A 24,744-nucleotide genomic window follows, 5' to 3' on the forward strand; every position below is an offset into this window, starting at 1 on the left:
CTCGGCATCGGAACGATTCTGGAAGGGATAAGCGATATCGGTCATGCTCATTCCGACATTTGTCATAAATAATATAATCCCGGACTAAATCAAAAGCACAGACGTGGCAATCCATACGATTGCACGGATATGGGGATCGGGAAGGTGCCTTTCCATCGGCCCGCACACGTTGAGCGGGCCGTGGCGCCACAGTCTCTGCGGGTGCAAAAGCCCTTCGCCGGCGATACCCGACGGCATCGAGCCCGGGCCTGCGGATGGCGTTTCGTTGTTTTTCCTCGAAACTTTTCGCCCGCTGCCCTGTTTCTCCTTCATCCACGTTCGCGCTGAAGCGCCAGGAGTGGAGGAGGCAGACATGACAAACTTGATGAGCAAGCTATTGATGGCGGCCCTGGTGGCCGCGGGATCGGTCACCGCAATGCCGGCCGTTTCGCCGGCGCAATCGCTCGACCTCTATATCGGGCGCGACCGGGATTATTACGGCGACGACTTCCGCCGCGAGCGGCGCTACGACGACGAAGATTACGTGCGCCCGCGTGGCTGCAGCTCCGGCCAGGCGTTGCGCCGGGCCTATCGCGCCGGGTTGCGTGATCCGGAAATTGCCGCGATGAGCCGCAACCGGATCGTCGTCGAAGGCGAAACCCGACGTGGCCAATATGCACGGATCTATCTGGCCAACCGCAGCGGCTGTCCGCGGATCGGGTAACGGGTGGGCGGTCGCATCGCCTTCGTTCTCTCGTCTAGGCTGACGCCGGCAATCGCTCGGCGTCGGCGGCCGCGGTAGGTTCGATGTTTTGCCGGTTTCCTTGCGGCCGGCCGCGGTGATAGACCACGCCGCATGACCGCATCTTCCGATTTCAGCGCCATCCCGCTTGCCGAGCGCGCCTGCGGCACCTGCACGCTCTGCTGCCGGCTGCCGGATATCGACGCGCTGGAGAAGCCGGCCAATGCCTGGTGTCGGCACTGTACGGGTACTGGGTGCCGGATCTACGAAGATCGGCCGCAGCTTTGCCGCGACTTTCTCTGTCTTTGGCGCACGGACGAGACGCTCGGCGAGGCGTGGGATCCGGCGCACGCGCATATGATGATCTATCGCCAGGGGCCGCAGGTGACGGTTCTCGTCGATCCGGATCACCCGGACGCCTGGAGGCGCACGCCCTATGCGGAGGTGCTGCAGGGCTGGGCGCGCGAGGGTGAGGGCGGGCAATATGTCATCGTCTTTGTCGGCGACGCGGTGTTCAAAGTGGAGTGAGGTGAGGGGCGAATGAGCGGGGATAACGACCCGGCGGCCCCGCGAAAAGAAAGAGCCCCGCACGAGGGCGGGGCAAGCAGGCACCCAAAATGGCTCGGGGTGCGGGGAAGCGCAGTCCAGAAAGAACGTACTGCGCGGTACGGAAGCTAACGTGCATCCGCCGGCGCGGGAAAGGCCGGATTCGCCGATTCTGGTACGGTTGCCAAAATAAAGTGGCCCGGCCGGGTGGCGGGCAGGCCAGCCCTGCGGTCGCTCTACTGTACGGTTTTCAAGGCGATCGATTGACTTTGTCGGTCAGCGCTTCATTTCCGATTGGAGGAAATGACGGAGACGATCATGTCAAAAGCAATGCTGACGCTCCTGTGCCTGGCGGTGCTTACGCTCTCGGCTTGCGCCAACACGGCGCGCGGTTTTCGGCAGGATGGTGTCGAAACCGGCCACGCGCTGGACGATGCGACCCATCGCGTGCTGAAATCAACATCGAAGTGACGCGAGACGAGGCGCCCGGGGCTGCGGCGGCCTATCTACCGCGATGGGGCGGTGCTGGCGCGCGCGGGACTTTCAGCGCTGCTGAAGATCACCACGGCAAATAGCAGCACGCCAAGGAAGGCGACGATCGACGCGACGGCGACGATGGGCTCGATCTCCGGCCTGCCTGTCGTCATCAGGTAGAGCGATGGCACGAGCACCGCGACGCCTGACGTGTAGACATAATACTGGACGAGGGCCAGACGCCGCTCGGCCTTGGCCGGGTTGAGCGCGTAATAGATGCCGAAGATCGCCATCGTCACCCAGCCGAGCAGGTTCGTATGGGCGTGGGCCGGTGTTGCCGCATGGTCCTGGCTGATCGCCATGTGCAGGCCCATGCAGAGGCCGATGATCAGAAAGATGATTGCGGTCTTGAAATAGAGCTGCGCAAGCCGTGGCATGGATTCTCCTCCGCGATGCCTTGTTTATTTATTAGCATGTTCGCAAATGAATGGAGATTGCCAATATTGGGCGCGTGAGGGCGTTCCGGCGGGCGGAGGTCACGCGGGCCGGGCGGTGGCGGCGGCGAGTGCGGCGCGCTTGCGTGTCGCCATGCCATCGAAGGTGGCAAGCCCCTGGCGCTGCAGGTAGGCCGAAATCGCCGCCTCGATACCGCGATCGTTGCCGCCTTCGGTTTCCCAGAAGGCTTCAATGGCCGCAAAGAGGGCGGATCTGTCGAGCGTGACGGTCATCGCAGGCTGGTTCCGAACTGCTGGCGGTGGTTGAGGGTGCCGTGGGCGGTTTGGCTGAACGGTGCGCGCCGGACACCGAAATCGGCGCACCAGCGTTCCCAGGCCTGCGATGTTCGCACGAAGGCGGGCAGTCTGTGTTCCTGCTCGGGGCTCTGGTCGAAACCGTTCAGCCAGGCATCGGCGACGCTCTCGGTGACGTCTTCGCCATGAAGTGCGTCGAGATCGAAGCGGATCAACCGCTCCACATGCTCGCCGTCATGCACATGGAGCCAATCGGCTGCCGTTTTGTAGGTGGTGCCCGTCGTGTCCGTCTCATCGAAGAAGGTGCCGGCACCGAGCGTCATCATGGCGAGAATGATCTCTCGGCGCTGGAGAAAGGGCGTAGCGCTCATCGCCTTTGCGGCGCCCACGGAGATCGCATCCGACATCGTTCACCTCGTCTGTTCGAGGTGCAGGCTGGAACACCCTTCGCGGGTTTCCTGTCGGCCCCTCCGGTTGTGTTTCCGTGCTGAATATAGGAAAAATCCTATCCACAAGTCAATAGGAAAAACACTGCCGGCAGGAAGCGCCTCACGCAAGTTGTCGATGACGGGCCGTTTGTTCTTGTTTTGTTCGGAGGATTGCGCCACTGTGGGGCCGCCATTCCAGGTGGCGGAAAAGGAGCATGGGATGATCACCTACTTCGTCGTTCAGAGCTTCACGCTGGGGAGCCGCGGCGCATTTCTCGCCGACGACCCGGTGCAGGCGACCGGGCCCGAGCATGCGCAACGGCTGGCCGAAAGGCTGTCGGCGACCAAGGTGGGGGTGATCGCCTTCAGCCGCTCGGGCGACCTGGCGACCGGTGAGTTCGAGGATGCCAGGGTGCTCTTTACGATCGGCGACCTGCCCACGGAGATCGAGGAGGCGATGGCGGCGTGACGGCTGTCGCCGAGCAGGGGTGGCCCGTAACGGTCACATCCGTGAGCGGTCGAATAAGGCGCTCACCGCTTGGGAGCCACTCAACGTTTATTGGTTACGAGCTGGGCGCGGCGTGGTAATGTCGTCGCGCAATGTTGGGAGGCGTGAAATGATGTCCGTCGACAGTCGTGCAAGCGGCGAGCCGTCTACCGGTCAATATTGGTCTTCGCCCATTCCGGTTGACGAGGCCGAGTTGAGCCCCACTCTCCTGCGACAGATCAATTTTTGCGACGACAGGCGCGGATTTCGGGCCTATTTCGTGCAGGTTTTTGCCGATCCTGCCGGGCCTCCAGAGGCCATGTTCGAGCTTGCGTACAATCGCAGGAGCAAGCGCGCCTGCGCCATTTTCGAGGCGGTTCGGGCGGCTGACCTTGGTGGTTCCGGTGATAGGGTCGTCGCTGCGGCCGATCCGATCTGGGTGGTCGCAAACAGCCCTCGGACAGCGGTTGATGCTGCTTTTCAGGCCTTGGTCGATCGGTGTTCCGACTAAGGCAATTCGCATATTTGTGCTGTTTGCGGCGGCGATGGGCGAGAAATCAAAGACTTAAAGCGCGACGAGGGGGCTGGAAGATTGCGGCGTGCCTTAACGGGCGGCTACTCGGCGATCCCGACCGGATTGCCGCTCAATCTCTTTAAAATCCTGTGATTGTTTGTGGTGCTCGCCCCGTTTACCGCGCGCTGTATTTGCCGACGACCCGGTGGCAGAAGGACCATTCGACCCGGCTTTCGGTGAACTCCAGGAAGGGGTTGTATTGCCTCAGCGTCCATTCGCGGTCGTTGAACGAGACGAGGCGCTTGATGATCGCCTCGGCATCGTTGGCAGGCGGCACATGGTAGAGCACCACGTCCTTGTCGCGGGCCGGCGGCAGATGCGGGTGGACGAGCGCCATGTCGCCCGGCTCATAGGCCGGGATCATCGAGCTACCGGTCAGGTAAATGCCATAGGCGCCCTTGACGCCCTCGAGTACGGACGGGCGCTTGACATATTCGACCGCATCGAAGGTGACGATCACATGGCCGTCGCCGCCTTGCGCGGCCGCAAAGATCGGCAGATCGCGATGGCCGACGAGCTGCTCGCCGGGCACGATCTGCGGCGCAAAACCCGGCGCGCGTCTGGGCGCGGCCTCGCCGGCGGTCGCAGCGCCCTGGATCAGCTCGACGATCGCGCGGGCGTCGCGCTCGCGCAGTTCCCGCGGCGTCTCCCGCTCCACGAACTGCTGGATATAGGCATGGTTCTTCCCGATCGCGATCGACAGATCCTTGTAGGTCGTCTTCTTCGCGTCGACTGCTTCCCGGATGAGGTGGCGCAATTCGTCCATGACACTGGCATCCCAGATTCCGTTTCTGTCGTCCAATAGGAATTTTCCTCTTGATGACAATAAGAAATCCTACTATGAATAGGATGTCAACGGAAATGAGCAGCAGAAACCGCTGCAGTATCCGTCATGGCGCCACCGGGGCCGGCGAACGGCACGGGGCGGATCATCGATCCGCTTCCTGCCGATGCCGACCGGGGGCGCGTTCAGTATCGATCGCCGCACTCTGTGCGGTGGTCCAGGCGAGAGGTCGTCGTTTCCTCCCCGGCGACCTCTCGCTTTTCCAATCGATGCCGGTGCGCCGGCGCAGGGTTTGCCACGCGGGCCGATGATGGTCCGCGGTCGGTGACGTGCGCCCCGTCGGCATCCGGCACCCTGCGCGCGGATCGTGCGCGCCGGGTGCTCCAAGGTCGCGGGCTCCGGCCGTTGACGTGCCCCTCCTTGGGCGTGGCGTCTCGGCACCGGGAGGTGCCGGAACTGAAAGACGACCGGTTGCTGCCTGACGGTGGGCAGCCGGGCGGGGACGGGAAGAACAATCGGAAGCGGGCGCGCGGCAGGCGCGACGAATGGCCGTGCCAATGGGTACGGCCAAATGGGGAAGGCATGGGAAACGGCATGGCTGACGATGATGTGACAGGGAAGGCGCCGGGAGGGCGCGGGGTTTTGCCGATGCGTGGAACTCGGGTGCGGCTGGCGAGCGGAGAGGCCGGTTCCAAGGCTAGCCTTCGTCGCCGCAGCGAGGTGTCGAGCCCTGTTTCCCGTCAGGCGCGGCGCCTTCATTCCTGCCCGCCGGCGAGGGGTTGAGCAAATGCGCATTACCGCAATCGTCGAAGCTCTGGTTCAATCGGGCGCGTCGCCCGAGATGATCCTTTCTGCCGTGCGCGCTGCCGAAGCGGGGCACGTCTCCGAGATCGAGCGTCGCCGGGCAGGTGACCGCGAAAGGCAGCAGCGCCGCCGGGCGCGCGTGACGTCACGCGATGTCACGGTGACGGCGAACGGTACCCTCTCTGATAAAGAAAGCTCCCCCGTACCCCCTAAAGAAACTAACTCTCCCGACCCGAATCCGGGTGGGGCCGCAGCCGTGCCGGACGCGGCAGGCTCGCGGCCCAAGGGGAGCGGCCGGGCGACGCGGCTGCCCGAAGATTTCGAGCCCGACTGGGGCTTTGCCGCCGGGCTCGGTTTCGGCCGGGCCGAGGCGGGCGTCGAGTTCGACAAGTTCCGCGACTACTGGCGCGCCAAATCCGGACGCGATGCGACCAAGCTCGACTGGGCCGCCGCCTGGCGAAACTGGATGCGCAACGCCGGCGGCCGCGGCTTGCGCGGCGGCGGGCAGACCCGTCGCGGCCATCACCCCCAGGCGCCGCCACAGGAAACCGCCTTTGCCCGCCATCAGCGGGAATGCAGGCAGACAATCGAAAACCAACTGAACGGAAACGAGACCAATGACCTATTCAGAAATGATGATTTCGCCGGCGGAGGCCCGGCTTTCGACCTTGGGCCGGGAGATTACCGCGCTCACTGAGCGGCTGGCCTGTGTCAGCGAGGCGGCGGTGCTGCGCAGCCTCGACGCGATGCAGACGGCCGGCATGACCATGCCCCCGACGATCGAACCGAGGAAGATCGTTGCGGTCTACCACTATGCGCTTTCCGGCGTGCCGGCCTCGGGCCTTTCGGCGGCGACGCAGAAGCTGATCCGCGGCGACTATGCCGCCAATCCGAACGTGCTTCTGGGCACGATCCCCAAGCCGCCGGTGCTGGCAGCGCTCGCCAAGGCGGAAGCGCTGGGCCTCCGGGCGGATCTTGCCCGCAAGCGCGAGATGGTTGCGGCGCTGACGCCACGCCCGGCAGACGATCGGCGATCGCCGGCAAGCCGCATCCGGGTGCGGGCGCTGGTCGAAGGCTTCCGTCAGGCGCATGCGGCAGCCAAGGACGGCGTTTCCGCTGACGGGCGGGCGCAAGGTGCGAACATAGCGGCCGATAGGGGCGCGGTTGATGGGCGCACTGATCATGCCGCCGCGCACACCCCGGCCGTGGCAAACGCCTTTCGCGGTTCGGCCGCGGCGGGCGTCGAGCACGCAAATCTCAATCCAGCCATTTCGAGGTAGGTTTTCCATGCGGTCTGAAGGCACTGAATTTACGACAGGACAGGTAGCGGAAGGGGTGGCGGACACGATGCCCTTCGGGGCGGACGACGCGGGGAGCGTAGCGGCAAAGCCGGCGACGCTCGACGATCTCGTCGGCATCGTCGCCGTTCAGGTGCGGGCGCAGGCAAGCCGGATCCAGGAGTTGGAGCTGGCGCTTGCCGATGCCGAAGCGCGCATCCTCTCGCAGGCGCGGCTGATCTGCGGCGCGACGGCGGCGGCAAACAGCGACCTGTTCAACCGGCGGCCGGTGCGGGCGATCATCGAGGAGGTGCTTGTCGCCTATCCGGGGATCAGCTTCGAGGAGATCATCGGCGTCGCCCGCGAGCGGCGGCTGGTCGAGCCGCGGCACCGCTGCATGACCGCCGTTTACGACGAGCGGCCGGATCTTTCGCTGCCGGCGCTCGGGCGGATCTTTCGGCGCGACCACACCTCTGTGCTGCACGCCGTCAACAAGCGCGAGCCCGGCAAGGAGCGGCGGTGCGGTCGGGCGCAGCGGCCGGGCCATTTGCCCGCGAATGCCGGTGCCGACGGGATCGGCGCTCCGGCACTTTGATTTCCAGACGCGTTTCATCCGCCCGCAGTCGCAGACAGGTGCAGCGGGCGAGGGCACATGCAGATTGCAAAAGGAGAAGAGACGATGACATCCAAGGCAGAGCGCATCCGCATCAAGCGCGCCAGCCGGGCGGGCCGGCCGCGCAAGGCCAATGTGGCGCGCTATCCGGGCGGCCAGATCAAGCATGGCGAAAGCGAGCGCGAGGTCTGCTCCGTGGCGATGGACGCGCGCCGGCGCATGCATTTTTCCGGCAGACGCGACGCCGATGTTGCCAGCCCCTTTGCCGGCTACACGCTCGGCCGCATGTTCCTCGACGGCAAGCTGACGGCGCATGAGCGCGAGGCGGGAGACGAATACAGCCGGCAGATGGCGCGCTATTACAGCCTCACGGGCATTCCTTTCCCGAGCGTGCGGGCGCAGTCGCTGTTCGACGTCAAGGGCTTTGCCGGCGAGACCAGCGCCGAGCGCGCCCGCGGCGCACGCCAGGCGGCAAACCGGATGATGGAACTCGAAGGCGTGCTGCTGAAGCTGAAAGACGGGCCGCAGGTGAAGACCACGGTCTTCAACGTCTGCATCATGGACTACGAGATGCTGCGCACCATGCCGGAACCGCAGCTCGCCTGGCTGAAGCGCGGGCTGATGGAGCTGCACTGGCAGCTGGGGCTTTCGCGGGAGAAGGAAGGGGCGTGAACGCGAGCGGCGCGGATCGGCCGCTGTCAGTGGCGCGGTTTCAAGCCGGCTCGCGCTTCGCCGCGCCGCTTGCCGCGATGGCGGGTTCGAATGCCTTCGCGTCAGCGCGGCTGCGCACCGCGACGAGCGTCGCATGTTCGGCTGAACACGCGACGCTCGAACCGGCCTGAGGGGGGCGGGCGGACGCGACCGGAGCCGTGTGGATGGGGCGCGCGCCGGTCTCTCAGGCAAGGTAACGATTATCCCCGGAAGGCTCTCCCTTCCGGCGTGGCGGCCACCTCCGGTTCGTAGGAAACGTCATGCAGGTGAGCGCTGAACGTTTCGCCGCTCGCAATTGCCGTGTCGCTTTAGACTTTTGACCACGGATGGGCTGGCACTGGTGTAAGAGCGATGATGAGGAAGGTCGGTGCGATTTCGCCCCGGGCTTTTTCGTTGACCGCATGCCAGACTTTCGCGTCATTGAAGCGGCCGATTGCTTCGTCAGCGGTCGCCAGCCGCCTGCGCCCGGGTATCCAGGCCACGAAGGGTTTGCCTCATCTTGGCCTTGAATAGACCTCAATTGACGCGCACCCTGATTAAATCGATTTAAGCCTGCTTGGCTTCTCGCGGCGTCAGAACCTCGACCCGCCATTTCCCCCTTAGATCGCCGCGTCGTAGCGCTGCCGCACGCAGCGGTATCAAACGAGATCGCGTGCCGGCGACTGCCGGTATCGGGAGGAGATGTCATGTTCGACCGAACGATTCACCGGACAATCCATTTCGACCGACCGTTCAGATTGCCGGGCGTCGATGAGACGATCGTCGCCGGCGCCTACGAAATCGATGACGACGAGGTGCCGATCGAAGGGCTTTCCTGGCTCGCCTACCGCCGTGTTGCCACCTTCATCAAGTTGCCCGCGACAGTCGAGAACCACTACCGCATGCGGTTGATACAAATCGAACCAGACGAGTTGGCGCGTTTGGTCGCGCTCAGCGGCGCCGAGATATCAGATGCGCCCGGACAGTGAGGATAGAACCATGTCCCAACATCGCTATCCCGTCGGGCTGTCCGTTCGCCTGCGAGACCGTCATAATCTCTCACCGAGAACCGCTGAAACCTATCGCATCACCGCAAAGATGCCGCTACGCGACAACGCCCCTCAATATCGAATTCGCAACGATGAACTCGGACAGGAGCGGGTCAGCGCTGAAAGCAATCTGGAACCGATCGACTGGGGAATGACCCGCAGCCACTGAGGAATGCCATGCGCTATGTCGAAACATTGAAGCGACTATTCCGGGTTAAACCTGAAATCCGTCACCGTGGTCTTGTGCTGACGGTCGCAAAGCCGGCCAGTCAAAAGGCACGCGACAGGCCGCAGGAACGTCATGACAGCTCCGGCATATTGAAGCGCAGCCGGGATACGCAGGAGCGCCACCGGCTTTTGTAGAGCAACGGATCTGCGTCAAGACAAGGAGATAGACGCCAATGAAACCGCTCCATCGCACACATCAGATTGGCCTCGCGCTTTGGCTGCGAAACGGTGGGGCAACCGGCAACACGGGCGAACTCGATCAATATGGCAGGCGTGTGGAACGTGACGGGTCCTGGACGGGAGCGCGGTTGTATATCGGCTCCTGGACTATGGCCAGCCTCGACCAGCAATTTGGCCTCCGCTGTGCTTCTCAACGCACCCCAGCGGGCCTGAAGAAGGCGAGGTAAACGCCCGTGTCTGACGCGAATGGAAATGTCTTGATGAGCGTCGCGGAAATCGAGCTGCTGCGGTGTGTGTTCGAGGCGACCTGCGCGGAGCACCAGATACCGCGGGAGGGAAGCTGCGCCGAACATCTTGCCCGGTTTCTTATGTTCGAGTTCAACTTGTCTACCTCAACCGAAAGCTCTCTCCTGGCAGCCGTCGATGAGGTCTATCTCCGACGCGCTCCGCCCCACGAGGAAAGCTAAGCAACGCGCAGCCGGCCGAATAACATCGCCTATCCTACCCTACGAGGCTCCTCGCAACCTTCCGTTCGCGCAGGATGCGAGCGTCGAGTTCCTTCAGCCGGTGCGTGAGGGCGGGATCGCCGGGCAGGAGGGCAAGAGCCTTCGCCAGCATATTGCGTGCGGTGACGAGATCGCCGTCGCCGATGTGGCGATTGGCGCGGTGATAAAGGAAGTTGACCCGCTCCGTTGGCGCAAAACGGTCGCCGAAGCGGGCGTCGAGCGCGTCGGACCAGGCGGGATGCCGGGCCATGGCGGCGACGGCGACCTGATAGGGACGCATGGGCGCATCGACCCGGGCGGCGCGGGCAAGGCCCCTCAGGCGCGAAACGTCATGGGTTCTGCAGGCGGCGATCAGCGAAAGGGCACGCTCGGTGCCGGTAAAGACACGGACGGTGCCGTGGCCGGTCATGTGAACGCGCACGAGATGCGTTTCGGCCTGAAGTGCTGCGATGCGCTCGGCGTGGCGGCGGTCGATCGCGTGGAAGGGATCGTAGAAGATGTAGGCGCGGCCGGCCGCCTGGTCGGGCGAAATGCCCATGTTGCCGTGCAGTTCGGGCGAAAAATGCCTGATGAAGCGATTGTCGTAGGGAACGGACTTCGGATCGATCGAGACCTGCGGGCAAAAGGCGATGGCCGTGGTGGCATTGAAGCGCCGGCGATAGCGAAGCGCCGCATAACCACCCTGCGAATGGCCGTACAGAATGCGCTCGGGCGCTGCCTTCAGGATGGGGGCTGCGGCCTCGACCGCCTTGACCACGCTTGCCGCAGGAAACCAGTTGGGCCGCCGGCTGATGAAGCCGAGCGCCGAGATGTCCGCCTTCTCGCAGAAGCGCTGGCCCCAGTAACGGCTTCCGTTTGCCTGGATCTCCATCTCGTTGAAGGTGACGAGCAGGTAGGGCGATGCGCCTTCGCGGTGAATGACCTCGAGGTTTTCGTCCGAATAGATAAGCACGGCTTCTCCGGAATTATTTCAGAATTTGTATTAGTATAATTCAGATCTAGAGGGTTCATTATTTCTGTCTTCTGGCATTGCTATAGTAATTCTAGAATATGTCTGATTTCCAGCGCTAAAAGATGATTGCGCCTCGCAGGCCTTGTAACGCCTTGCGGCCGTGGTGCTTGCCTCAAGTTCCCCGCGGCGGACCGTCCGAATAGCTACAACTGATTAGCCGTGGTTTTCGTCTTGTGATTGCATATAAACAAGCGCTCATATACCTTCAAGGAGGCCGGATTTCGCTGCAAATTTGGAGGGGGTTATGAAACCAGCCTGGTGCTTCTTCATCGTTGCTGCAGCGATTGGCTATTCAACGCCCGGCATAGCGCAAGAACAGTGTCCGCCAAATTACACGCGGGGCGAATTCTTCGCCGAGTCATGCCGCGGCAACATACATGATAATCACGGCCAGAGCGGATTTGTGTTTACGACGTCTTCCATCCGAAGAAACAATACTGCCGGAAACGTGGATGTATACGAAAGCTGCGTCAAGAATGACTCCGGGCGCGCGCTGGCCCTGAGCTGGTATGCTGCGGGAATGGACGACGTGATGGTTCCCGACGGTTGTGCCTTCCGGAAACAGCGGCCCGCAAACTATCCGAAGCCAGGAGCGCAGAGGCCCGACTTCGTGACGACTTGCATTCGATACGGAAACAGGTGGCAACATCAGGAGGACGCAAACTATCTGCCGACGCCCAGGCAGATGACGAACGGCTTTCCGGACGCGAGTTGTGCCGGTCTGGTTCGGCAGGGAGGCAATGGTAATCCACCCGAGAGCGGGCCGGGATATTCCGAGTTTCTGCGGCGTGTGGGCGAATTCTTCTGGAGGAGCTTCACCGTTCTCGATGCCGACCGGTCCGAGCAGTCGCAGAAACTGGTCGCCTTCGTCATCGATACGCGCTTCACCCTGGCGAGCGAGGCCAAGACCTACAGCTACAAGATCGATTTCCATCTGGAGGAGCTTGATCCGGGCGCCTTCGAACTTGTCTCCGGGTTCGAACTGTTCCCGCCATTCGTGCTTTCCAGGCAGTTCGAGCAGCAGGGCTGGAACGAGGAACTGGCGCGAATCCGCCCAAACGAGCGCAAGACATTCACAATGACGCTTCCCTACAACGCCGAGCTGGACCTTGGAGAAGATGCGGTGACGCTACGGAGCCTGGGTGAGGATGGGACCAAGCGGGCGCTCTTCGTGCCCGTGCTGGAATAAGGGGGCGATGATGGAGCGGCTTCATTTCCTGACAATCCTGCCCGGTCCACTGGTCGTGTGGCTGTCCTCTTACACCGAACTCCTGAAACCCCTTTTGTTTGACGGCTGGAGTGGTCAGGCGATCGCTATGTCTTGCGCGGCCGGCGCGGGGCTGGTGCTGATCTACTGCTTTTTTCTCGGATCCCCGCCGGATAAGACGAGATCGTGGGTCTCCGCCGGGATTTTCGTCGTACTTTTTCTCGTCGCTCTTGTCGCGCTTCGCTGGACAAACCAGATGGTCGACGCGCAGATCGATGGCGACGCGATCCGCCTATGGCGCGATACCTATCTTTTTGCGGTCAGCATGGGCGTGCTTTTGACGTTCCAGCTGATGGTGGCGGCGATCCTGACGGCTCTGTTGGTCAAGAAAGCGGTTCCCTGAGGGCGGCCGGTTTCATGTGCCCGACGCGCTTCGTGCCTCCTGCGCGGTATGGCCTGCATCCACCACAGCGTTTCGCAAGGGTTCAAACCCGCTCGAGGAAGGTGAGCACGCGCTTGGTCAAAAGCGCCGTTGCCGCCGCGTCATAGGAGGGCAGTGAACTGTCGGCGAAGTAGTGCTGGTCGCCGGGGTAGAGGAAAAGTTCGGCATCGCTGACCTTCTCGACGATCTCGCGGGCGGCGTCGATGTCGCCTTCGCCGACGAAGATCGGGTCGTTGTCCATGCCATGGATCTGCACCGGTACGCCTTCCGGCCAGGGACCGAAGGCCCATTGGCCGCTGATCGGGATGCAGGAGTAAAACAGCAGGGCGCCGCCCGCGCCGGGGCGGGTCTGGGCGAGTTTCTGCGCCGCCAGGACGCCGAAGGAGAAGCCGGCATAGACGAGGTTTTCCGGAAAGGCATCCGCAAGGCGCACGCCGCGCTCGCGCATCTCGTCAAAGCCGACCGCCTCGATATGGGCAACTCCCTCCTCGATGCTCGCAAATGTTCGCCCCTCGAAGAGATCGGGCAGGTGGACGACGTGGCCGGCTGCGCGCAGGTCGTCGGCAAAGGCGTGCATGCCGGGTGTCAGCCCCTGGGCGTGGTGGAATACGAGGACCTCGGCCATCGGCAGTTTCTCCTTCAAATCTGTGTTCGCGCATCACTTGTACTTCGTCCGGATGAATTCAAGCGGCAAGGTTGCCGGAGAGAGGAAAATTTTCCTTCCGTAACGATGGCGCGTGTCTCGACCTCTTCTTGCCATGTTCGCTCGCTTGGTTGCGCAGGATGCACCACGATTCTGGAGGGAAAAGGATCATGACAGGTAAGTTGCGCATTGCCGTGCTGTTCGGTGGCCGGTCGGCGGAGCATGAGGTTTCGCTGATGTCGGCGCGCAACGCGGTGGCGGCGCTCGATCGCACGCGCTACGAGATCGTGCCGATCGGGATCGCCAGGGACGGCCGCTGGATGCTGGTCGATCTCGAAGACGGGGAGTTGCCGAAGGCAATCCCGGCATCGGGAACACAGGTGGCGTTGATCCCGGGCGGGCGGGGGCGGGCGGTGACCATTGGTGCCGACGGCAGCCAAGGGCTGCTGCCCGCGATCGACCTGATCTTTCCGGTTCTGCATGGCCCCTTCGGCGAAGACGGGACCGTGCAGGGCTATGCGGAAACGGCCGACGTCGCCTATGTCGGCTGCGGTGTCGCGGCTTCGGCGGTCGCCATGGACAAGGCGCTCACCAAGCGGCTGCTGGTGGCTGAAGGCATTGCCGTTGCGCGGGCGATCGGCCTGCATGCGGGCGAGGCCTATTCGAGCGAAACCATCCTCGAAAGCCTGGGACTTCCGGTTTTCGTCAAGCCGGCACGGCAGGGATCTTCCGTTGGCGTCAGCCGCGTCGACAGCCCGGACGCGCTACAGGCGGCGCTCGACGAGGCGTTTCGGCACGACGACAAGGTGCTGATCGAAGAGTTCGTCCAGGCACGCGAGATCGAATGCTCCGTGCTGGAGGATGCCGAAGGACGGCTCACCGTGTCGCGGCCAGGCGAAATTATTCCGGCTGCCAGCCACGGCTTCTACAGCTATGACGCCAAATACGTCGATGCCGGCGGCGCGGTCGTCGAGGCGCCCGCCAAACTCTCCGATGACGTGATCGCCGAGGCCAAGGACATGGCGGCGCGGGCTTTCCGCGCGCTTGCCTGCGCCGGCATGGCGCGGGTGGACTTCTTCCTGCGCGTCGATGGCAGCCTCATGATCAACGAGATCAACACCATTCCCGGCTTCACCAATATCAGCATGTACGCCAAGGCGCTGGCGGCAGACGGCATCGCCTATGGCCAGGTGGTGGAGACGCTGATTGCCCATGCGCTGAAGCTGCGCGGAAAGGCGGATGCGCCGGCGTGAGCGGATGACGGCGCGCGCCCCGGGTATGGCGGGCCTCCCCGGGGACAGCTTTTCGGCCCCGGAGGGTGCGGCTGCGTCAATACAGAAAAACAACCTATGAGTTGCGTTGCATATTAGGATTGTCGCATTCATTGTGGGTTCACGTCGCCCCGGCCAAAACTCGCACCTGTTACAAACGGACAGGTGATGAAATGAAGAAGATTGGCATCGTCGTGCTTGCGGCGATAACGGCTCTTTCGGGCATCACGCCGGCAAACGCCCTGCCGGCTGTTGCGATCGAGCGGGTGCAGAAGAGCGACGTCGAGCTGGTGCGCGACCGCGGCTGGCATGGCGACCGGGACTACCGGCGCTATCCGCGCGGCTGGCGCGACGACTATCGCCCGAGATACCGGCCCGGCTACCGGGAAGGCTGGCATGGCGGCGACCGCTATGGCTACTACCGGGGTTACCGCGGCTATCGCTCCGAGCGTTATGGCTATCGCCGCCACAATGACGGCTGGTGGTATCCGCTTGCCGCCTTTGGCGCAGGGGTCGTGATCGGTGGCGCAATTGCCGCTCCGCCGGCGCGCCGCTACGAGACCGGCGTCAACCCGCGCCATGCCGACTGGTGCTATTCGCGCTATCGCTCCTACCGCGCCTGGGACAATTCGTTCCAGCCCTATGGCGGCCCGCGCCAGCAGTGCTACTCGCCCTATTTCTGAGGCGAGCGTGTTTCAACGGAGGCCCGCCGGTTTCTGACCGGCGGGCCTCTTCTTGTCTTCAGGCGTTCAAATCGGCTGAGGAACGCGGCCATGCATGGGGGGGGGGAGGCAGCCGCTATCGACTGCTGCGCGGCATCTCCTCGTCGAAGCGGGTCTTCTCGCGCCCCGGATCATCCTCAAGGATCTTCTCTTCGCGGTCGTCAGGCAGGGCATCGTCCGGATCGACATTGGCTTCGTCGCGGCTCGGAACGGGCGGCACGCGACCCTGGTCGGTTGGCGTCGGGTCGTCACCCGCGGGAATCTGGTCGACGGGGAGCGGCGGGATCTTGCCTATTGGCATGATCGTCGGTTCGGCCGGTTGCGCGACCTCTTCCGCTGGCTGCCTGAGATCACGCGTTTCCGGGTTCGCCTTGCTCATTCTCGCATCTCCTCAGTTGGTCCTGTCGAAGGAGTAAGGCGAGGGGACGGGAAAGGTTCCGATGGGGCGGGTTAAGAGCGAGCAAGGGGAGGAAGACAACCTCCATTGCACGGTCGAGCCGCGAAGGAGTTCGTGTGAGTCATGAGGCGCGCTACCGCTTTCTGGATACCTCGACTTTGGACGATAGCGGCCTCACGAGAGGCTCCCTGACCTGTCTCGCCCACGTCTGGTTTGCGGGGGAGAGTTCGGCCGCAGCATCAAGCGGTGACGCGGGCGACGATGCCGGCGATCAACAGGCGGGCGAGGGTTTTAATGGAAGGGACCTTGCAAGAACGCGCAGGTTATGCGCGTGAATGATTCTCGCAAGGATTGCAAAAGCGCATCGCTGGCTCTGCGCTAGCGAGCGTCGAGCAGCTAAGCGCCGCAGGTGTCGCTTCGGGGCGAAGTGGTCTTGTGGGAGCCTCGCGCGTTAGAACTTCAATCGCGCGTCGTCATGTTCGGGAGGGCGGTGCGCGTCCTTGCGACGAAAACCGTAGGCGAGCGCGAGCCCCAGGATTGCGGAGCCGACGACGATGGCGGCGAGTGCGAAGAAATTCTCCATGGCATTTTCCTCCCAAGGGGAAGCTTAACACAGAATGCGCGCAAACAAATGGCGCGGCAGCGAGAATGCGCGTCATGGTTACTCAACGCATGTCGGCCCAACTTGTTCAATCCGAATGGCGCTGTTGCGCGGCGCGTTCGGCCGAGGCTTTGCACGGGAGCGACACTGCGCGGGCAAGCGACTTGGACCAAGGTCGAGCCGGGCCAGCTTTGCGTTTTCCGGGCATCAGCGCCTCAATAGCCGCCAGCGCCGCCGCCGCCCTGGCTCATGCCCTGGGCGCCTTGCATGCCCTGGTAGCTGGGGCTCGGAGCAGGCGTGCTGGTGCGGCTCGTCTGGTCGGTGGTGCAGCCGGCAGCCACGAGAAGCGCCGCGCAGAGGGCGGCGATCAGGTATTGTCGTGACATGGGAACCTCCCGTGGTCGCGAGACCGGCGTTCGCGCCGCCTCATCGAAACGGATCGTCATTCAGCCGCGTGGTCCGAGATCCTTTGGCGATGGACCGGCAGCGCAAGCGGCTTTGCATGGTGGTTGTGATTATATCACCAATCGAGCGCAAGGGCCTTTAGAGGCACGGGGCAGACGCTTTCGGGCAACTGAAAAAATCGAACAAAACGGAAACAAATTTTGGCAAAGGGGCTTGCCAAGCGACCGGAAGCGGGCTAAGGATATTACAGGCTGGCCGTTTCGTCATTGAAGCGGCCTTTTTGATTCCGGCGAGTCGGGTGCGATCTTGTGCCTGTGCGCTGATGCCGATGTTCAAAAACTCAAATCCGCGCCGGCTGCGACATGTGACCGTGTGCGGGCGGCGGCTGGTACGGCACCGGGACGCGCAATTTTTAGGGTTCGCACTTAGGTTTTCGTCTTTGGCGCCCGCATGCTGGTGTCGCAAAACGCTGCGCACTTTTACGCGAAGAACCTTAGGCTTCCTGCTTGGCGATCTTGCCGGAGACGGCGGCGCCGGCCTCATATCGGGGGCGGGGCTGGCCGATGCTGCGCAGCCAGCGCGAGGCTTCCTTCGGATCGCGTTCGACGCCAAGGCCTCTCTGATAGATGGTCACGAGGCGGGCCTGGGCAGCCGGATGACCCTGGCGGGCGGCCTGGCGGTTCCAATGAAGCGAAGCGGCATAGTGTTCCGCGCCGCCATCGTTGAAATAGATTTCGGCGAGTTTTGCCTGGGCGTCGACATTTCCTGACGTCGCCAGTTCAAGCAACCTGGGCGAGATATTCGTTGCGGACGGCCGCGGGGTGAAAATGGTCTTCAACTTGCTGAACGTGTTGCGGATCATCTGGCACCTGTTGCATTCATTGCATGGTTCCCGCGGCTGGACTGCTAGGCCGAAAAATTACTCAAAATCTTGAACTAATTTGGCTTTTTCCTGGCCACTGCCGGTAAAGCAGGGGCGCTTGCGATGCATTGCGCCAGAAGCACCCGATGGGGAGCAACCCGGTGAGCGGTATTGATGACTGGATGCAACCTGAAGTCAAGGTTGCAAGCGTGACATCAGGCGTGACACACGCATTTTTCTGTGACCGGCTGTCACGCCTGCTGTGTGCGAGGAGGGGGCGCTGCGATCGAAGTGCCGCCCGTCAATCCCGCTTCATCTGACGCTCGAGCCGCTCTATGAGCGCCAGTTTTTGTTCGTCGGTCAACTTGTTCAGGACCCACCGGTAATAGGGATCGACGAGTTCCAATTGTTGCGGATCGTCTCGGGCATTGAGATAGGAGGGCGACGCCCAATAGGCCGCTTCCGGCAGATCAGCCTTCACGACGGTACCGCCTACATAGGCTGCGGCGACCATCAATTGTGCGCCGCGGTGATTTTGTCGGGCAGCGCTATACCACCAGCGAAACGCTTTCTCCGGGTCGCGCTCCACGCCGAGCCCCTCGTGATAGATCGTGGCCAGCCGGCCCTGAGCGCCGATGTGTCCCGCCTGGGCCGCGAGCCCGTTCCATTGGAAACTGGCGGCATAATGTTCCTCGCGGTCGCCAAAGTAATGTTCGCCGAGCGCGGCCTGGGCATCGACATCACCCGCTTGGGCAAGCTCGAACAGCCGCGGCGACACGATGGTGTTACCCGCAGACATCGGCGTTCCCGACTTGGCCGCCAAGACCTTCGCAGATGTCGGCTCGCCGACTTCGGCCAGGGGCGGAGCCGACCTTTCGAACATGCCATGCAGTTTCGTCCACAAACGCCGGATCACCTGTGATCGCCTCCCAATACCGCTACCGGAACGGTGGGCGGTATTGATGGCAGAATGCAACTTTTGGTCAAGCGGTGGCCGACCCAACTTGCGCAGGAGGAGCATTTTCCTCGTGCCCAGGAGCAAATCCCCATGACAGTGAAACCCGCCAAGGACCCGAAAACCGGGCGCTTTCTGCCGCGCGCCGATCGGGTAGGCGCCATCCCGCGGCCGCGCGCCCGCAAGGCGGTGCGCAACAAGCTTGGCGAGCTCTTTCTCGAAGACATGCTTTCGGCCTGGGAAGCCAGAGGTGCGGCTGCGATCCACGCGCTGATCGAGAAGAACCCGAATGATTTCCTGAAGACGATAGCGGCGTTGATGCCGAAGGACGTGACCATCAATGCCAACCAGATCGGCGAGATGACGGATGAGCAACTTCTCGAGCGGATCCGCAAGCTCGACCAGACCATCAAGCCTTTCCTCGCTTCTCAGGGAGCGGATGGAACTGGCGATGGAGATCGGGCGGCGGCAGAACACGAATAGGCTTTCCTACTATCAGCCCTATGCAAAGCAGACGGAATTTCACGCGGCGGGTGCAACCTTTCGCGAGCGGCTGTTCATGGCCGGCAACCAGCTCGGCAAGACGCTGGCGGGCGCTGCCGAGGCAGCAATGCACCTGACCGGGGACTATCCTCATTGGTGGGCGGGCCGACGGTTCGACCGGCCGATCACGATGATCGGCGGCTCGGAATCGCACGAGCTGACGCGCGATGGCGTGCAGCGGCTGCTCGTCGGCCCGCCAATGAGCGAGGAGGAATGGGGCACCGGCTATCTGCCGAAATCGGCGCTTGCAGGCTGGACCCGACGCTCCAGCGCCTCGGGTGCGCTCGACAGTGTGACGGTGCGCCATGCGAGTGGCGGTACTTCGACACTGCTTCTGAAAGCCTACGAGCAGGGGCGGGCGAAGTGGCAGGCGAACACGGTCGACTATGTCTGGTTCGACGAGGAGCCGCCGGAGGATGTCTATTTCGAGGGCATCACCCGCACCAATGCGACCGGCGGCTCGGTTGCCGTGACGTTTACGCCGCTGAAGGGCATGAGCTCGGTCGTCAGCCGCTATCTGCTCGAACCTTCGGAGGACCGGACCGTGGTGACCATGACGATCGACGATGCCGCGCATTATACGCCGGAAGAACGGGCGAAGATCGTCGCGAGCTATCCGGCGCATGAGAAGGAAGCGCGCACCAAGGGCGTGCCGACGCTCGGTTCGGGCCGGATCTTCCCGGTGACGGAGGAGCAGATCCGGGTCGAGCCTTTCGAGATCCCGAGACACTGGGTGCAGATCGGCGGGCTCGATTTCGGCTGGGACCATCCGTTCGCAGCGGTGCTCTGTGCCTGGGACCGGGACGCCGATGTCTTCTACGTGACCCGCTGTTACCGCGAGCGCGAGGCGACGCCGATCATCCATGCGGCCGCACTGAAGCCTTGGGGGCCCTGGCTGCCCTGGGCCTGGCCGCATGACGGCCTGCAGCACGACAAGGGCTCGGGCGAACAGCTGGCGGCGCAATATCGCGGGCAGGGGCTTTCCATGCTGCCCGAACGCGCGACCTTCGACGACGGCAGCAACGGTGTCGAGGCGGGGGTGCTGGACATGCTGCAGCGGATGCAGACCGGGCGCTTCAAGGTGTTTTCCACCGCCGGCGACTGGTTCGAGGAATTCAGGCTCTACCACCGCAAGGACGGCCGGATCGTCAAGGAACGCGACGACGTGATTTCGGCCAGCCGCTACGCGCTGATGATGAAACGCCATGCCCGGGTGAAGGCCGACAGCGCCGCCTGGGCCTTTACCGATCGGAAGGTTCTCTAGATGGCTGCGATGACGAAAACGGAACTGACAGAGATGGTGAGCCAGCTCGTCAGGGATTGCGAGGACTATCGCGACCAGCTTTCCGCAGGGCGGGTGCGGGCGATGGAATATTATGACGGCGTGATGGCCGACGTGCCGGCGGAGGCCAACCGCTCCAAGGTGGTTTCGCGCGACGTGCGGGCGGCGGTGAAGAAGGTGCTGCCTTCGCTGATCCGCACCGTGCTCGGCAATGACAAGGTGGTGGAATACCAGCCGGTCAACCAGGGCGACGAGGCGGGGGCCGAGCAGGCGACCGACTACATCAACTACATCGTCTTTCCCGAAAGCGACGGCTATGACGCGGTGCAGGATGCGGCGCACGACGCGCTGAAGCTCGGCAACGGCGTGATCCGCTGGTGGTACGAGAGGAAGAAAAGCGTCGACGTTTCGACCCATAGCGGGCTCGACGAGGCGGCGCTGGTGCAGCTGATCGCCGACGACACGGTGGAGGTGCTGGAGCAGGCGCAATCGGTCGAAAAGATCGAGCTGCCGACCGGGCCGGTGGAGCAGCCGGTTTTCACCGTGAAGATCCGTCGCACCGCCGAGCGTGGGGCAACAAGGCTTGCCGCCGTGCCGTTCGAAGAATTCCTCGTGCATCCGGACGCGATCTCGATCGACGACAGCCCGATCGCCGGCATCAAGCGGCGGATGCGCCGCTCGGATCTCATCGCCATGGGCTATGACCGCGACCTCGTGGAAGGCTTTGCCATTGCCGGCGATGCCGATGGCGAGGACGAAGAGTTTGCCCGCAGGCGCGGCATCTTCGGCGACGGCGAGGAGACGGCGACGGCGCTGCAGGAGGTGGACTACTACGAGCTCTATGTGAAGGTGGATGCCGACGACGACGGCATTGCGGAACTGCGCCGCCTGGTCTTTGCCGGAGGCACCGGGGCCGACAATCTGCTTGAGGATGCGGAATGGGACGAAGTGCCCTTTGCCGATCTCATCACCGAGCGGCGGCCGCACCAGCGCGAAGGCAATGCGATCACCGACGATATGGCGGAGATCCAGCGGGTGAAGACCGTGCTTCTGCGCCAGACGCTCGACAATCTCTACTGGCAGAACAACCAGCAGCCGATCGTGCAGGAAGGGGTGATCCAGAACCCGGAATCGGTGCTGAACCCAAAATTCGGCCAGCCGATCCGCGTTGGCCAGGGCGTCGATGTGCGCGGCGCCGTCGGCTATACGGCGGTGCCGTTCGTGGCGCGCGAATCCTTCTCCATGCTCGGCTATCTCGACCAGGAGGCAACCGACCGCACCGGTATTTCCGACGCTTCGAGCGGACTGGCGCCGGACGCGCTGCAGAACATGACGGCGAAGGCGACGGCACTCGTCGAACAGGCGGGCATCGGCCAGACGGAGCTGATGGTGCGCACCTTTGCGCAAGGCTTGCGGCGGGTGTTCAAGGGTCTGCTGGGGCTGACGATCCAACACCAGGACCGGCCGCGGGCCGTGCGCCTGCGCGGCAAATGGGTGAGCTTCGATCCACGCCACTGGAACGCCGGCATGGATGCGACGGTCAATACCGGGCTTGGTGCCGGCACCCGCGAGCGCGACATGCTGATGATCCAGATGATCCAGCAGTTGCAGGAGAAGCTGCTGACGACGCTCGGGCCCGACAACCCTTATGTCTCGCCCGACAACCTCTACAACGGCATTGCCAAGACGGTGGAGGCGGCGGGGCTGAAATCGCCCGACCTCTACTTCACCAAGCCGACGCCCGAGGACATCCAGAAGCGGATGCAGGCGGCCCAGCCGCAGCAGGATGTGGGCATGCAGCAATTGCAGATGCAAATGCAGCTGGCGAACGAGAAGGCGCGCATGGAGGGTGAGACCGCCAAGCGCAAGCTGGAGATGGAGCGCGAGTTGAAGCTGGCGGAAATCCAGCAGAACGGGGCGCTCAAGCGCTACCAGATCGACGCCGAACTGAACCTGAAACGCGAGCAGAACCTGGCCGAAATGGCCGGTGGAACGGCGCTGACTGCTGCGCATATTGGAGGGATGCCGGGATGATTAGAAACACCAGACGCGGCTTCAACACCTTCGGTCTTACCCCGGACGACGACACCTACGAGACTGGCCAAAGGTCGACTACGGCGCTGGAGTTGCGCGATTTCGGTGAAGAGGCGAACAGCCGATTGCCGAACTGGGGCAAGGAGCGTGGGCGCGATAAAGGCATCGAGGTGGCGGACACCTATGTAATCTCAAACACCAACCCTGAGAACAAGGTTCCCGGTTGGGGGGACGAAGGACACAGCGGTATCGTCATTCTCAATCGCAAAGGAGATCCGTGGGCGAACTACATTTATGATCCAGCCGGACACTATCCTGACAAGGAGATGGGAGAGGGCCGGGTGTTGACCGGACCAGGCGTGTCGTTGGACAAATATGTGAACTTCCAGAAGACGGGCGGGAAGGACGTCGTCGTTCGCAGGTATGAAACGACGCCCGAAGAAGAACAGGAGATTATGAGCCGCGCAGAGCGCATAGGCGGCAATCCTTTGCCCTGGGATTGGTTTCCTGTCGCTATTGGCGGATGCACCGCGGGCGTATCACAGGCAATCGATGGTATTGGCCCGTTCGGGCCAGTTGAGAAAACCGCGTTCCCGAGCCGGCTGAATGACGCTCTGGAACGAGCGAAAAGATACAAAGATAAATTTTAATGCGGATGTTCAACGGCTTGAATCGGTTACCTGCAATAGAAAGGCCATATTGCACGTAAAGGTAGCGACGAACGGCTTGTCGAGCGGGTTTCGCTGTTGGAGGGAAGGGCATGATGCAGTACGCCGCGATGAATGCAGTTCGAGTTTTTCTGGCGTACACGGTCACGGCGGTTTTCTGCTGGTTCTTCTATCCGCGCTTCTTCAGTTTTCAGGCGGTTGCGTTCGTTTTTGCCTTCTATGCCTTCTCCTTCATCCATCTCCCGAGCATCGGTGTCCTTAAGAGGATATTGCTGATCACGTTGACGGTCGCAGGACTGCTCGCGCTTTACCTCGCAAGCGTCACGGTCTACGTTTACCTGAGCACCGGCCATTTGCCCCCCAACCTCGACGAGGGCGCACTCATCTTCGCTATTGCATTGTTCGGGCCACATTATGTGGTGTTCCTGGTAAGCTATCTGTGCCTCGAACTCCCGCTGAAAACCTGGGCTGCCTTGATTGATCAACACCGATCAGAACCAAGGTAGATGGGCTAGGCCGTGCGCGAAGGAGACCTTGTGCGTCTTGCAAGACGCGTGGCACTATCGCGACGCTCGAGTCAATCCTTACGTCTCGCCAGACAACCTCTAAAACGGCATCGCCAAGACGGTGGCGGCGGCGGGGCTGAAATCGCCCGCCTTTACTTCACCAAGTCGACGCCCGAGGAAATCCAGCGGCGGATGCAGGAGGCCCAGCCTGCGGGAACTTGACATTCGATGAAAACCTAGGAGTATTTTCCTTGGTGGTCGTCGGAGGGCGCGTGGAATGAAGCAGGTTAAGCCGGCACCTTCAGTGAAGGGTGAGAGTTGGACCGCTGAGCGCCCCCGGCGCAGGGACACTGTCGTGATCGAGGACGATGGCCCTTTCAATCCTTGGCCAAAGTGGGCTTGGCAACCGGAGAAAAGCGAGCAGATCGAATCCTTCATGCGCCAATGTGCGGCACTTCGAGAGGTCGATCCCGAGGGTGATGAACGTTGGCACGCCGAATCCGAGCATTTTGCATCGTGGCGCAACGCTTTTGAGCAACAGGAACGATGGTGGGACGCGGACCTGCGGCTTCGTGACAAGAGATACGGGCGAAGGCCCGCTATCGGGGAGGGGAACGCTCCCAGATGGGACCGGTGGTTACGTCTCGGTATGAAGCTCGACGAGGCAACGTGTGGTCAGTATTGGCTCTGCCGCATCAAGGCGGAGTTGGCGCGGGCGGACTTGCATGCCACCGATCCTGATGCGAGCGACCGGGGGGCGGCGCGCAACTGGCTTGCACAATGCCAGTGGTTTGAAAAGTTCCTCACCGAATGCTGGAGCGCAGAATGCGAACGGGTCGAGCTTGACGGGGGGGATAGCTGCAGACAGCCGGATAGCTCCGATCTTCGTCGGTGGAATGCAGAAAGGCGACTGGTAAGAATGTTAGAGCTGCGCTGGCGCAATCCGAAAAATAAGCGAGGATAGGGCAGGGTCGGGATTGGCTCCAGCAGCCCGTCGCCAGCAATTGATCGTGCAGGAAGGCGTGATCCGGAACCCGGAATCGGTGACCCGGCTGGGGGGACGAAGGACACAGCGGTCCTGCAC

Annotated in this window: 34 protein-coding genes; 23 read left to right on the top strand and 11 right to left on the bottom strand. The window is 62.6% G+C overall.

Features of this window, described 5'->3' with window-relative positions:
* Positions 1–352: 352 nt before the first annotated feature.
* The 3 genes from JVX98_RS10205 (at position 353) to JVX98_RS10215 (ending at position 1,738) form a co-directional block, all read left to right on the top strand.
* Entirely contained in the window at positions 353–703 is a 351-nt protein-coding gene (locus tag JVX98_RS10205; protein ID WP_205238514.1) for a hypothetical protein, read from the top strand.
* Between the two features lie 132 nt (positions 704–835).
* Entirely contained in the window at positions 836–1,249 is a 414-nt protein-coding gene (locus tag JVX98_RS10210) for a hypothetical protein (protein ID WP_205238515.1), read from the top strand.
* 336 nt (positions 1,250–1,585) lie between these two features.
* Positions 1,586–1,738, top strand: coding sequence for a hypothetical protein (locus JVX98_RS10215; RefSeq protein ID WP_043626273.1), 153 nt, complete (start codon positions 1,586–1,588; stop codon positions 1,736–1,738).
* A 35-nt stretch (positions 1,739–1,773) separates the two neighbouring features.
* Here the strand turns inward: JVX98_RS10215 and JVX98_RS10220 are convergent, their stop codons facing one another.
* The 3 genes from JVX98_RS10220 to JVX98_RS10230 all read right to left on the bottom strand — a co-directional run bounded on the left by JVX98_RS10220 (position 1,774) and on the right by JVX98_RS10230 (position 2,897).
* Positions 1,774–2,178: a hypothetical protein gene (locus JVX98_RS10220; RefSeq protein WP_192446508.1), complete on the bottom strand. Its 405-nt coding sequence runs from the start codon at positions 2,176–2,178 to the stop codon at positions 1,774–1,776.
* A 99-nt stretch (positions 2,179–2,277) separates the two neighbouring features.
* The gene (locus JVX98_RS10225) at positions 2,278–2,469 is read right to left on the bottom strand and encodes a hypothetical protein (RefSeq protein ID WP_192446507.1); all 192 of its coding nucleotides are present in this window, start codon (positions 2,467–2,469) and stop codon (positions 2,278–2,280) included.
* A complete protein-coding gene (locus JVX98_RS10230) occupies positions 2,466–2,897 on the bottom strand; it encodes a hypothetical protein (RefSeq protein WP_205238516.1) in 432 nt (143 codons plus the stop codon). The genes JVX98_RS10225 and JVX98_RS10230 overlap by 4 nt, the downstream gene beginning before the upstream one ends.
* Positions 2,898–3,138: 241 nt before the next feature.
* On the opposite strand from JVX98_RS10230, the gene JVX98_RS10235 reads away from it, so the two are divergent.
* On the top strand, positions 3,139–3,387 hold the full coding sequence (locus JVX98_RS10235) for a hypothetical protein (protein WP_192446505.1): 249 nt from the start codon (positions 3,139–3,141) through the stop codon (positions 3,385–3,387).
* A gap of 148 nt (positions 3,388–3,535) precedes the next feature.
* Positions 3,536–3,916 carry a hypothetical protein gene (locus tag JVX98_RS10240; protein WP_192446504.1) on the top strand — a complete coding sequence of 127 codons (381 nt, stop codon included), beginning with the start codon at positions 3,536–3,538 and terminating at the stop codon, positions 3,914–3,916.
* A 178-nt stretch (positions 3,917–4,094) separates the two neighbouring features.
* Here JVX98_RS10240 and JVX98_RS10245 read toward each other — a convergent pair whose 3' ends face one another.
* Positions 4,095–4,745 (bottom strand): S24 family peptidase, encoded by a 651-nt coding sequence (locus JVX98_RS10245; protein ID WP_205238517.1) that lies wholly within the window; start codon positions 4,743–4,745, stop codon positions 4,095–4,097.
* A gap of 805 nt (positions 4,746–5,550) precedes the next feature.
* On the opposite strand from JVX98_RS10245, the gene JVX98_RS10250 reads away from it, so the two are divergent.
* From JVX98_RS10250 to JVX98_RS10285, 8 genes are all read left to right on the top strand, one after another.
* On the top strand, positions 5,551–6,264 hold the full coding sequence (locus JVX98_RS10250) for a hypothetical protein (RefSeq protein ID WP_205239544.1): 714 nt from the start codon (positions 5,551–5,553) through the stop codon (positions 6,262–6,264).
* Positions 6,185–6,847: a hypothetical protein gene (locus JVX98_RS10255; RefSeq protein WP_205238518.1), complete on the top strand. Its 663-nt coding sequence runs from the start codon at positions 6,185–6,187 to the stop codon at positions 6,845–6,847. Before JVX98_RS10250 ends, JVX98_RS10255 begins: the two co-directional genes overlap by 80 nt.
* A gap of 55 nt (positions 6,848–6,902) precedes the next feature.
* A complete protein-coding gene (locus JVX98_RS10260; RefSeq protein WP_205238519.1) occupies positions 6,903–7,439 on the top strand; it encodes a helix-turn-helix domain-containing protein in 537 nt (178 codons plus the stop codon).
* Between the two features lie 84 nt (positions 7,440–7,523).
* Positions 7,524–8,129 (top strand): hypothetical protein, encoded by a 606-nt coding sequence (locus tag JVX98_RS10265; RefSeq protein WP_205238520.1) that lies wholly within the window; start codon positions 7,524–7,526, stop codon positions 8,127–8,129.
* Complete coding sequence (locus JVX98_RS10270; protein ID WP_205238521.1) at positions 8,126–8,299, top strand: hypothetical protein; 174 nt, start codon at positions 8,126–8,128, stop codon at positions 8,297–8,299. Before JVX98_RS10265 ends, JVX98_RS10270 begins: the two co-directional genes overlap by 4 nt.
* Positions 8,300–8,854: 555 nt before the next feature.
* Positions 8,855–9,136, top strand: coding sequence for a hypothetical protein (locus tag JVX98_RS10275; protein ID WP_034793452.1), 282 nt, complete (start codon positions 8,855–8,857; stop codon positions 9,134–9,136).
* Between the two features lie 10 nt (positions 9,137–9,146).
* Positions 9,147–9,365, top strand: a complete 219-nt coding sequence (locus tag JVX98_RS10280) for a hypothetical protein (RefSeq protein WP_034793455.1) — start codon at positions 9,147–9,149, stop codon at positions 9,363–9,365.
* Between the two features lie 8 nt (positions 9,366–9,373).
* Positions 9,374–9,559, top strand: coding sequence for a hypothetical protein (locus JVX98_RS10285; protein WP_162741365.1), 186 nt, complete (start codon positions 9,374–9,376; stop codon positions 9,557–9,559).
* A 546-nt stretch (positions 9,560–10,105) separates the two neighbouring features.
* Here the strand turns inward: JVX98_RS10285 and JVX98_RS10290 are convergent.
* A complete protein-coding gene (locus tag JVX98_RS10290; protein WP_205238522.1) occupies positions 10,106–11,062 on the bottom strand; it encodes a hypothetical protein in 957 nt (318 codons plus the stop codon).
* A 304-nt stretch (positions 11,063–11,366) separates the two neighbouring features.
* On the opposite strand from JVX98_RS10290, the gene JVX98_RS10295 reads away from it, so the two are divergent.
* Complete coding sequence (locus JVX98_RS10295) at positions 11,367–12,311, top strand: hypothetical protein (RefSeq protein WP_205238523.1); 945 nt, start codon at positions 11,367–11,369, stop codon at positions 12,309–12,311.
* 7 nt (positions 12,312–12,318) lie between these two features.
* On the top strand, positions 12,319–12,732 hold the full coding sequence (locus JVX98_RS10300; RefSeq protein WP_192446495.1) for a hypothetical protein: 414 nt from the start codon (positions 12,319–12,321) through the stop codon (positions 12,730–12,732).
* A gap of 82 nt (positions 12,733–12,814) precedes the next feature.
* On the opposite strand, the gene JVX98_RS10305 is transcribed toward JVX98_RS10300, so the two are convergent.
* Positions 12,815–13,396 carry a dienelactone hydrolase family protein gene (locus tag JVX98_RS10305; protein WP_205238524.1) on the bottom strand — a complete coding sequence of 194 codons (582 nt, stop codon included), beginning with the start codon at positions 13,394–13,396 and terminating at the stop codon, positions 12,815–12,817.
* 188 nt (positions 13,397–13,584) lie between these two features.
* Between JVX98_RS10305 and JVX98_RS10310 the strand changes: the two genes are divergently transcribed.
* Entirely contained in the window at positions 13,585–14,667 is a 1,083-nt protein-coding gene (locus JVX98_RS10310) for a D-alanine--D-alanine ligase family protein (RefSeq protein WP_192446493.1), read from the top strand.
* A gap of 191 nt (positions 14,668–14,858) precedes the next feature.
* A complete protein-coding gene (locus JVX98_RS10315) occupies positions 14,859–15,368 on the top strand; it encodes a BA14K family protein (protein WP_043619224.1) in 510 nt (169 codons plus the stop codon).
* Positions 15,369–15,483: 115 nt separating this feature from the next.
* Here the strand turns inward: JVX98_RS10315 and JVX98_RS10320 are convergent, their stop codons facing one another.
* The 5 genes from JVX98_RS10320 to JVX98_RS10335 form a co-directional block, all read right to left on the bottom strand.
* Positions 15,484–15,786, bottom strand: coding sequence for a hypothetical protein (locus JVX98_RS10320; protein ID WP_192446492.1), 303 nt, complete (start codon positions 15,784–15,786; stop codon positions 15,484–15,486).
* Positions 15,787–16,255: 469 nt separating this feature from the next.
* A complete protein-coding gene (locus tag JVX98_RS32540) occupies positions 16,256–16,387 on the bottom strand; it encodes a hypothetical protein (protein ID WP_255380915.1) in 132 nt (43 codons plus the stop codon).
* A 233-nt stretch (positions 16,388–16,620) separates the two neighbouring features.
* Positions 16,621–16,791 (bottom strand): hypothetical protein, encoded by a 171-nt coding sequence (locus JVX98_RS10325; protein ID WP_205238525.1) that lies wholly within the window; start codon positions 16,789–16,791, stop codon positions 16,621–16,623.
* A 512-nt stretch (positions 16,792–17,303) separates the two neighbouring features.
* Positions 17,304–17,672 carry a tetratricopeptide repeat protein gene (locus tag JVX98_RS10330; RefSeq protein ID WP_205238526.1) on the bottom strand — a complete coding sequence of 123 codons (369 nt, stop codon included), beginning with the start codon at positions 17,670–17,672 and terminating at the stop codon, positions 17,304–17,306.
* Between the two features lie 301 nt (positions 17,673–17,973).
* Entirely contained in the window at positions 17,974–18,588 is a 615-nt protein-coding gene (locus JVX98_RS10335) for a tetratricopeptide repeat protein (RefSeq protein ID WP_205238527.1), read from the bottom strand.
* Positions 18,589–18,720: 132 nt separating this feature from the next.
* Between JVX98_RS10335 and JVX98_RS10340 the strand changes: the two genes are divergently transcribed.
* From JVX98_RS10340 to JVX98_RS10365, 6 genes are all read left to right on the top strand, one after another.
* Positions 18,721–19,110 carry a hypothetical protein gene (locus JVX98_RS10340; protein ID WP_192446488.1) on the top strand — a complete coding sequence of 130 codons (390 nt, stop codon included), beginning with the start codon at positions 18,721–18,723 and terminating at the stop codon, positions 19,108–19,110.
* The gene (locus JVX98_RS10345) at positions 18,995–20,434 is read left to right on the top strand and encodes a terminase large subunit domain-containing protein (protein WP_205238528.1); all 1,440 of its coding nucleotides are present in this window, start codon (positions 18,995–18,997) and stop codon (positions 20,432–20,434) included. The genes JVX98_RS10340 and JVX98_RS10345 overlap by 116 nt, the downstream gene beginning before the upstream one ends.
* On the top strand, positions 20,435–22,486 hold the full coding sequence (locus tag JVX98_RS10350) for a phage portal protein (protein WP_205238529.1): 2,052 nt from the start codon (positions 20,435–20,437) through the stop codon (positions 22,484–22,486).
* Positions 22,483–23,136: a hypothetical protein gene (locus JVX98_RS10355; protein ID WP_246764993.1), complete on the top strand. Its 654-nt coding sequence runs from the start codon at positions 22,483–22,485 to the stop codon at positions 23,134–23,136. Before JVX98_RS10350 ends, JVX98_RS10355 begins: the two co-directional genes overlap by 4 nt.
* A gap of 110 nt (positions 23,137–23,246) precedes the next feature.
* Positions 23,247–23,660: a hypothetical protein gene (locus tag JVX98_RS10360; protein ID WP_192446485.1), complete on the top strand. Its 414-nt coding sequence runs from the start codon at positions 23,247–23,249 to the stop codon at positions 23,658–23,660.
* Between the two features lie 355 nt (positions 23,661–24,015).
* A complete protein-coding gene (locus JVX98_RS10365; RefSeq protein ID WP_205238530.1) occupies positions 24,016–24,624 on the top strand; it encodes a hypothetical protein in 609 nt (202 codons plus the stop codon).
* Positions 24,625–24,744 lie beyond the last annotated feature (120 nt).

Source organism: Ensifer sp. PDNC004 (assembly GCF_016919405.1).
Lineage (GTDB): Bacteria > Pseudomonadota > Alphaproteobacteria > Rhizobiales > Rhizobiaceae > Ensifer.

Bases quoted from the DNA above. Each gene is read 5' to 3' on its own strand.
- JVX98_RS10300 (WP_192446495.1), top strand. From the start codon at position 12,319: ATGATGGAGCGGCTTCATTTCCTGACAATCCTGCCCGGTCCACTGGTC.
- JVX98_RS10250 (WP_205239544.1), top strand. From the start codon at position 5,551: ATGCGCATTACCGCAATCGTCGAAGCTCTGGTTCAATCGGGCGCGTCG.
- JVX98_RS10230 (WP_205238516.1), bottom strand. From the start codon at position 2,897: ATGTCGGATGCGATCTCCGTGGGCGCCGCAAAGGCGATGAGCGCTACG.
- JVX98_RS10355 (WP_246764993.1), top strand. From the start codon at position 22,483: ATGATTAGAAACACCAGACGCGGCTTCAACACCTTCGGTCTTACCCCG.
- JVX98_RS10310 (WP_192446493.1), top strand. From the start codon at position 13,585: ATGACAGGTAAGTTGCGCATTGCCGTGCTGTTCGGTGGCCGGTCGGCG.
- JVX98_RS10305 (WP_205238524.1), bottom strand. From the start codon at position 13,396: ATGGCCGAGGTCCTCGTATTCCACCACGCCCAGGGGCTGACACCCGGC.
- JVX98_RS10240 (WP_192446504.1), top strand. From the start codon at position 3,536: ATGATGTCCGTCGACAGTCGTGCAAGCGGCGAGCCGTCTACCGGTCAA.
- JVX98_RS10295 (WP_205238523.1), top strand. From the start codon at position 11,367: ATGAAACCAGCCTGGTGCTTCTTCATCGTTGCTGCAGCGATTGGCTAT.
- JVX98_RS10315 (WP_043619224.1), top strand. From the start codon at position 14,859: ATGAAGAAGATTGGCATCGTCGTGCTTGCGGCGATAACGGCTCTTTCG.
- JVX98_RS10280 (WP_034793455.1), top strand. From the start codon at position 9,147: ATGTCCCAACATCGCTATCCCGTCGGGCTGTCCGTTCGCCTGCGAGAC.
- JVX98_RS10360 (WP_192446485.1), top strand. From the start codon at position 23,247: ATGATGCAGTACGCCGCGATGAATGCAGTTCGAGTTTTTCTGGCGTAC.
- JVX98_RS10345 (WP_205238528.1), top strand. From the start codon at position 18,995: ATGAGCAACTTCTCGAGCGGATCCGCAAGCTCGACCAGACCATCAAGC.
- JVX98_RS10235 (WP_192446505.1), top strand. From the start codon at position 3,139: ATGATCACCTACTTCGTCGTTCAGAGCTTCACGCTGGGGAGCCGCGGC.
- JVX98_RS10205 (WP_205238514.1), top strand. From the start codon at position 353: ATGACAAACTTGATGAGCAAGCTATTGATGGCGGCCCTGGTGGCCGCG.
- JVX98_RS10350 (WP_205238529.1), top strand. From the start codon at position 20,435: ATGGCTGCGATGACGAAAACGGAACTGACAGAGATGGTGAGCCAGCTC.
- JVX98_RS10330 (WP_205238526.1), bottom strand. From the start codon at position 17,672: ATGATCCGCAACACGTTCAGCAAGTTGAAGACCATTTTCACCCCGCGG.
- JVX98_RS10340 (WP_192446488.1), top strand. From the start codon at position 18,721: ATGACAGTGAAACCCGCCAAGGACCCGAAAACCGGGCGCTTTCTGCCG.
- JVX98_RS10255 (WP_205238518.1), top strand. From the start codon at position 6,185: ATGACCTATTCAGAAATGATGATTTCGCCGGCGGAGGCCCGGCTTTCG.
- JVX98_RS10245 (WP_205238517.1), bottom strand. From the start codon at position 4,745: ATGGACGAATTGCGCCACCTCATCCGGGAAGCAGTCGACGCGAAGAAG.
- JVX98_RS32540 (WP_255380915.1), bottom strand. From the start codon at position 16,387: ATGGAGAATTTCTTCGCACTCGCCGCCATCGTCGTCGGCTCCGCAATC.
- JVX98_RS10325 (WP_205238525.1), bottom strand. From the start codon at position 16,791: ATGTCACGACAATACCTGATCGCCGCCCTCTGCGCGGCGCTTCTCGTG.
- JVX98_RS10220 (WP_192446508.1), bottom strand. From the start codon at position 2,178: ATGCCACGGCTTGCGCAGCTCTATTTCAAGACCGCAATCATCTTTCTG.
- JVX98_RS10210 (WP_205238515.1), top strand. From the start codon at position 836: ATGACCGCATCTTCCGATTTCAGCGCCATCCCGCTTGCCGAGCGCGCC.
- JVX98_RS10215 (WP_043626273.1), top strand. From the start codon at position 1,586: ATGTCAAAAGCAATGCTGACGCTCCTGTGCCTGGCGGTGCTTACGCTC.
- JVX98_RS10225 (WP_192446507.1), bottom strand. From the start codon at position 2,469: ATGACCGTCACGCTCGACAGATCCGCCCTCTTTGCGGCCATTGAAGCC.
- JVX98_RS10275 (WP_034793452.1), top strand. From the start codon at position 8,855: ATGTTCGACCGAACGATTCACCGGACAATCCATTTCGACCGACCGTTC.
- JVX98_RS10320 (WP_192446492.1), bottom strand. From the start codon at position 15,786: ATGAGCAAGGCGAACCCGGAAACGCGTGATCTCAGGCAGCCAGCGGAA.
- JVX98_RS10265 (WP_205238520.1), top strand. From the start codon at position 7,524: ATGACATCCAAGGCAGAGCGCATCCGCATCAAGCGCGCCAGCCGGGCG.
- JVX98_RS10285 (WP_162741365.1), top strand. From the start codon at position 9,374: ATGCGCTATGTCGAAACATTGAAGCGACTATTCCGGGTTAAACCTGAA.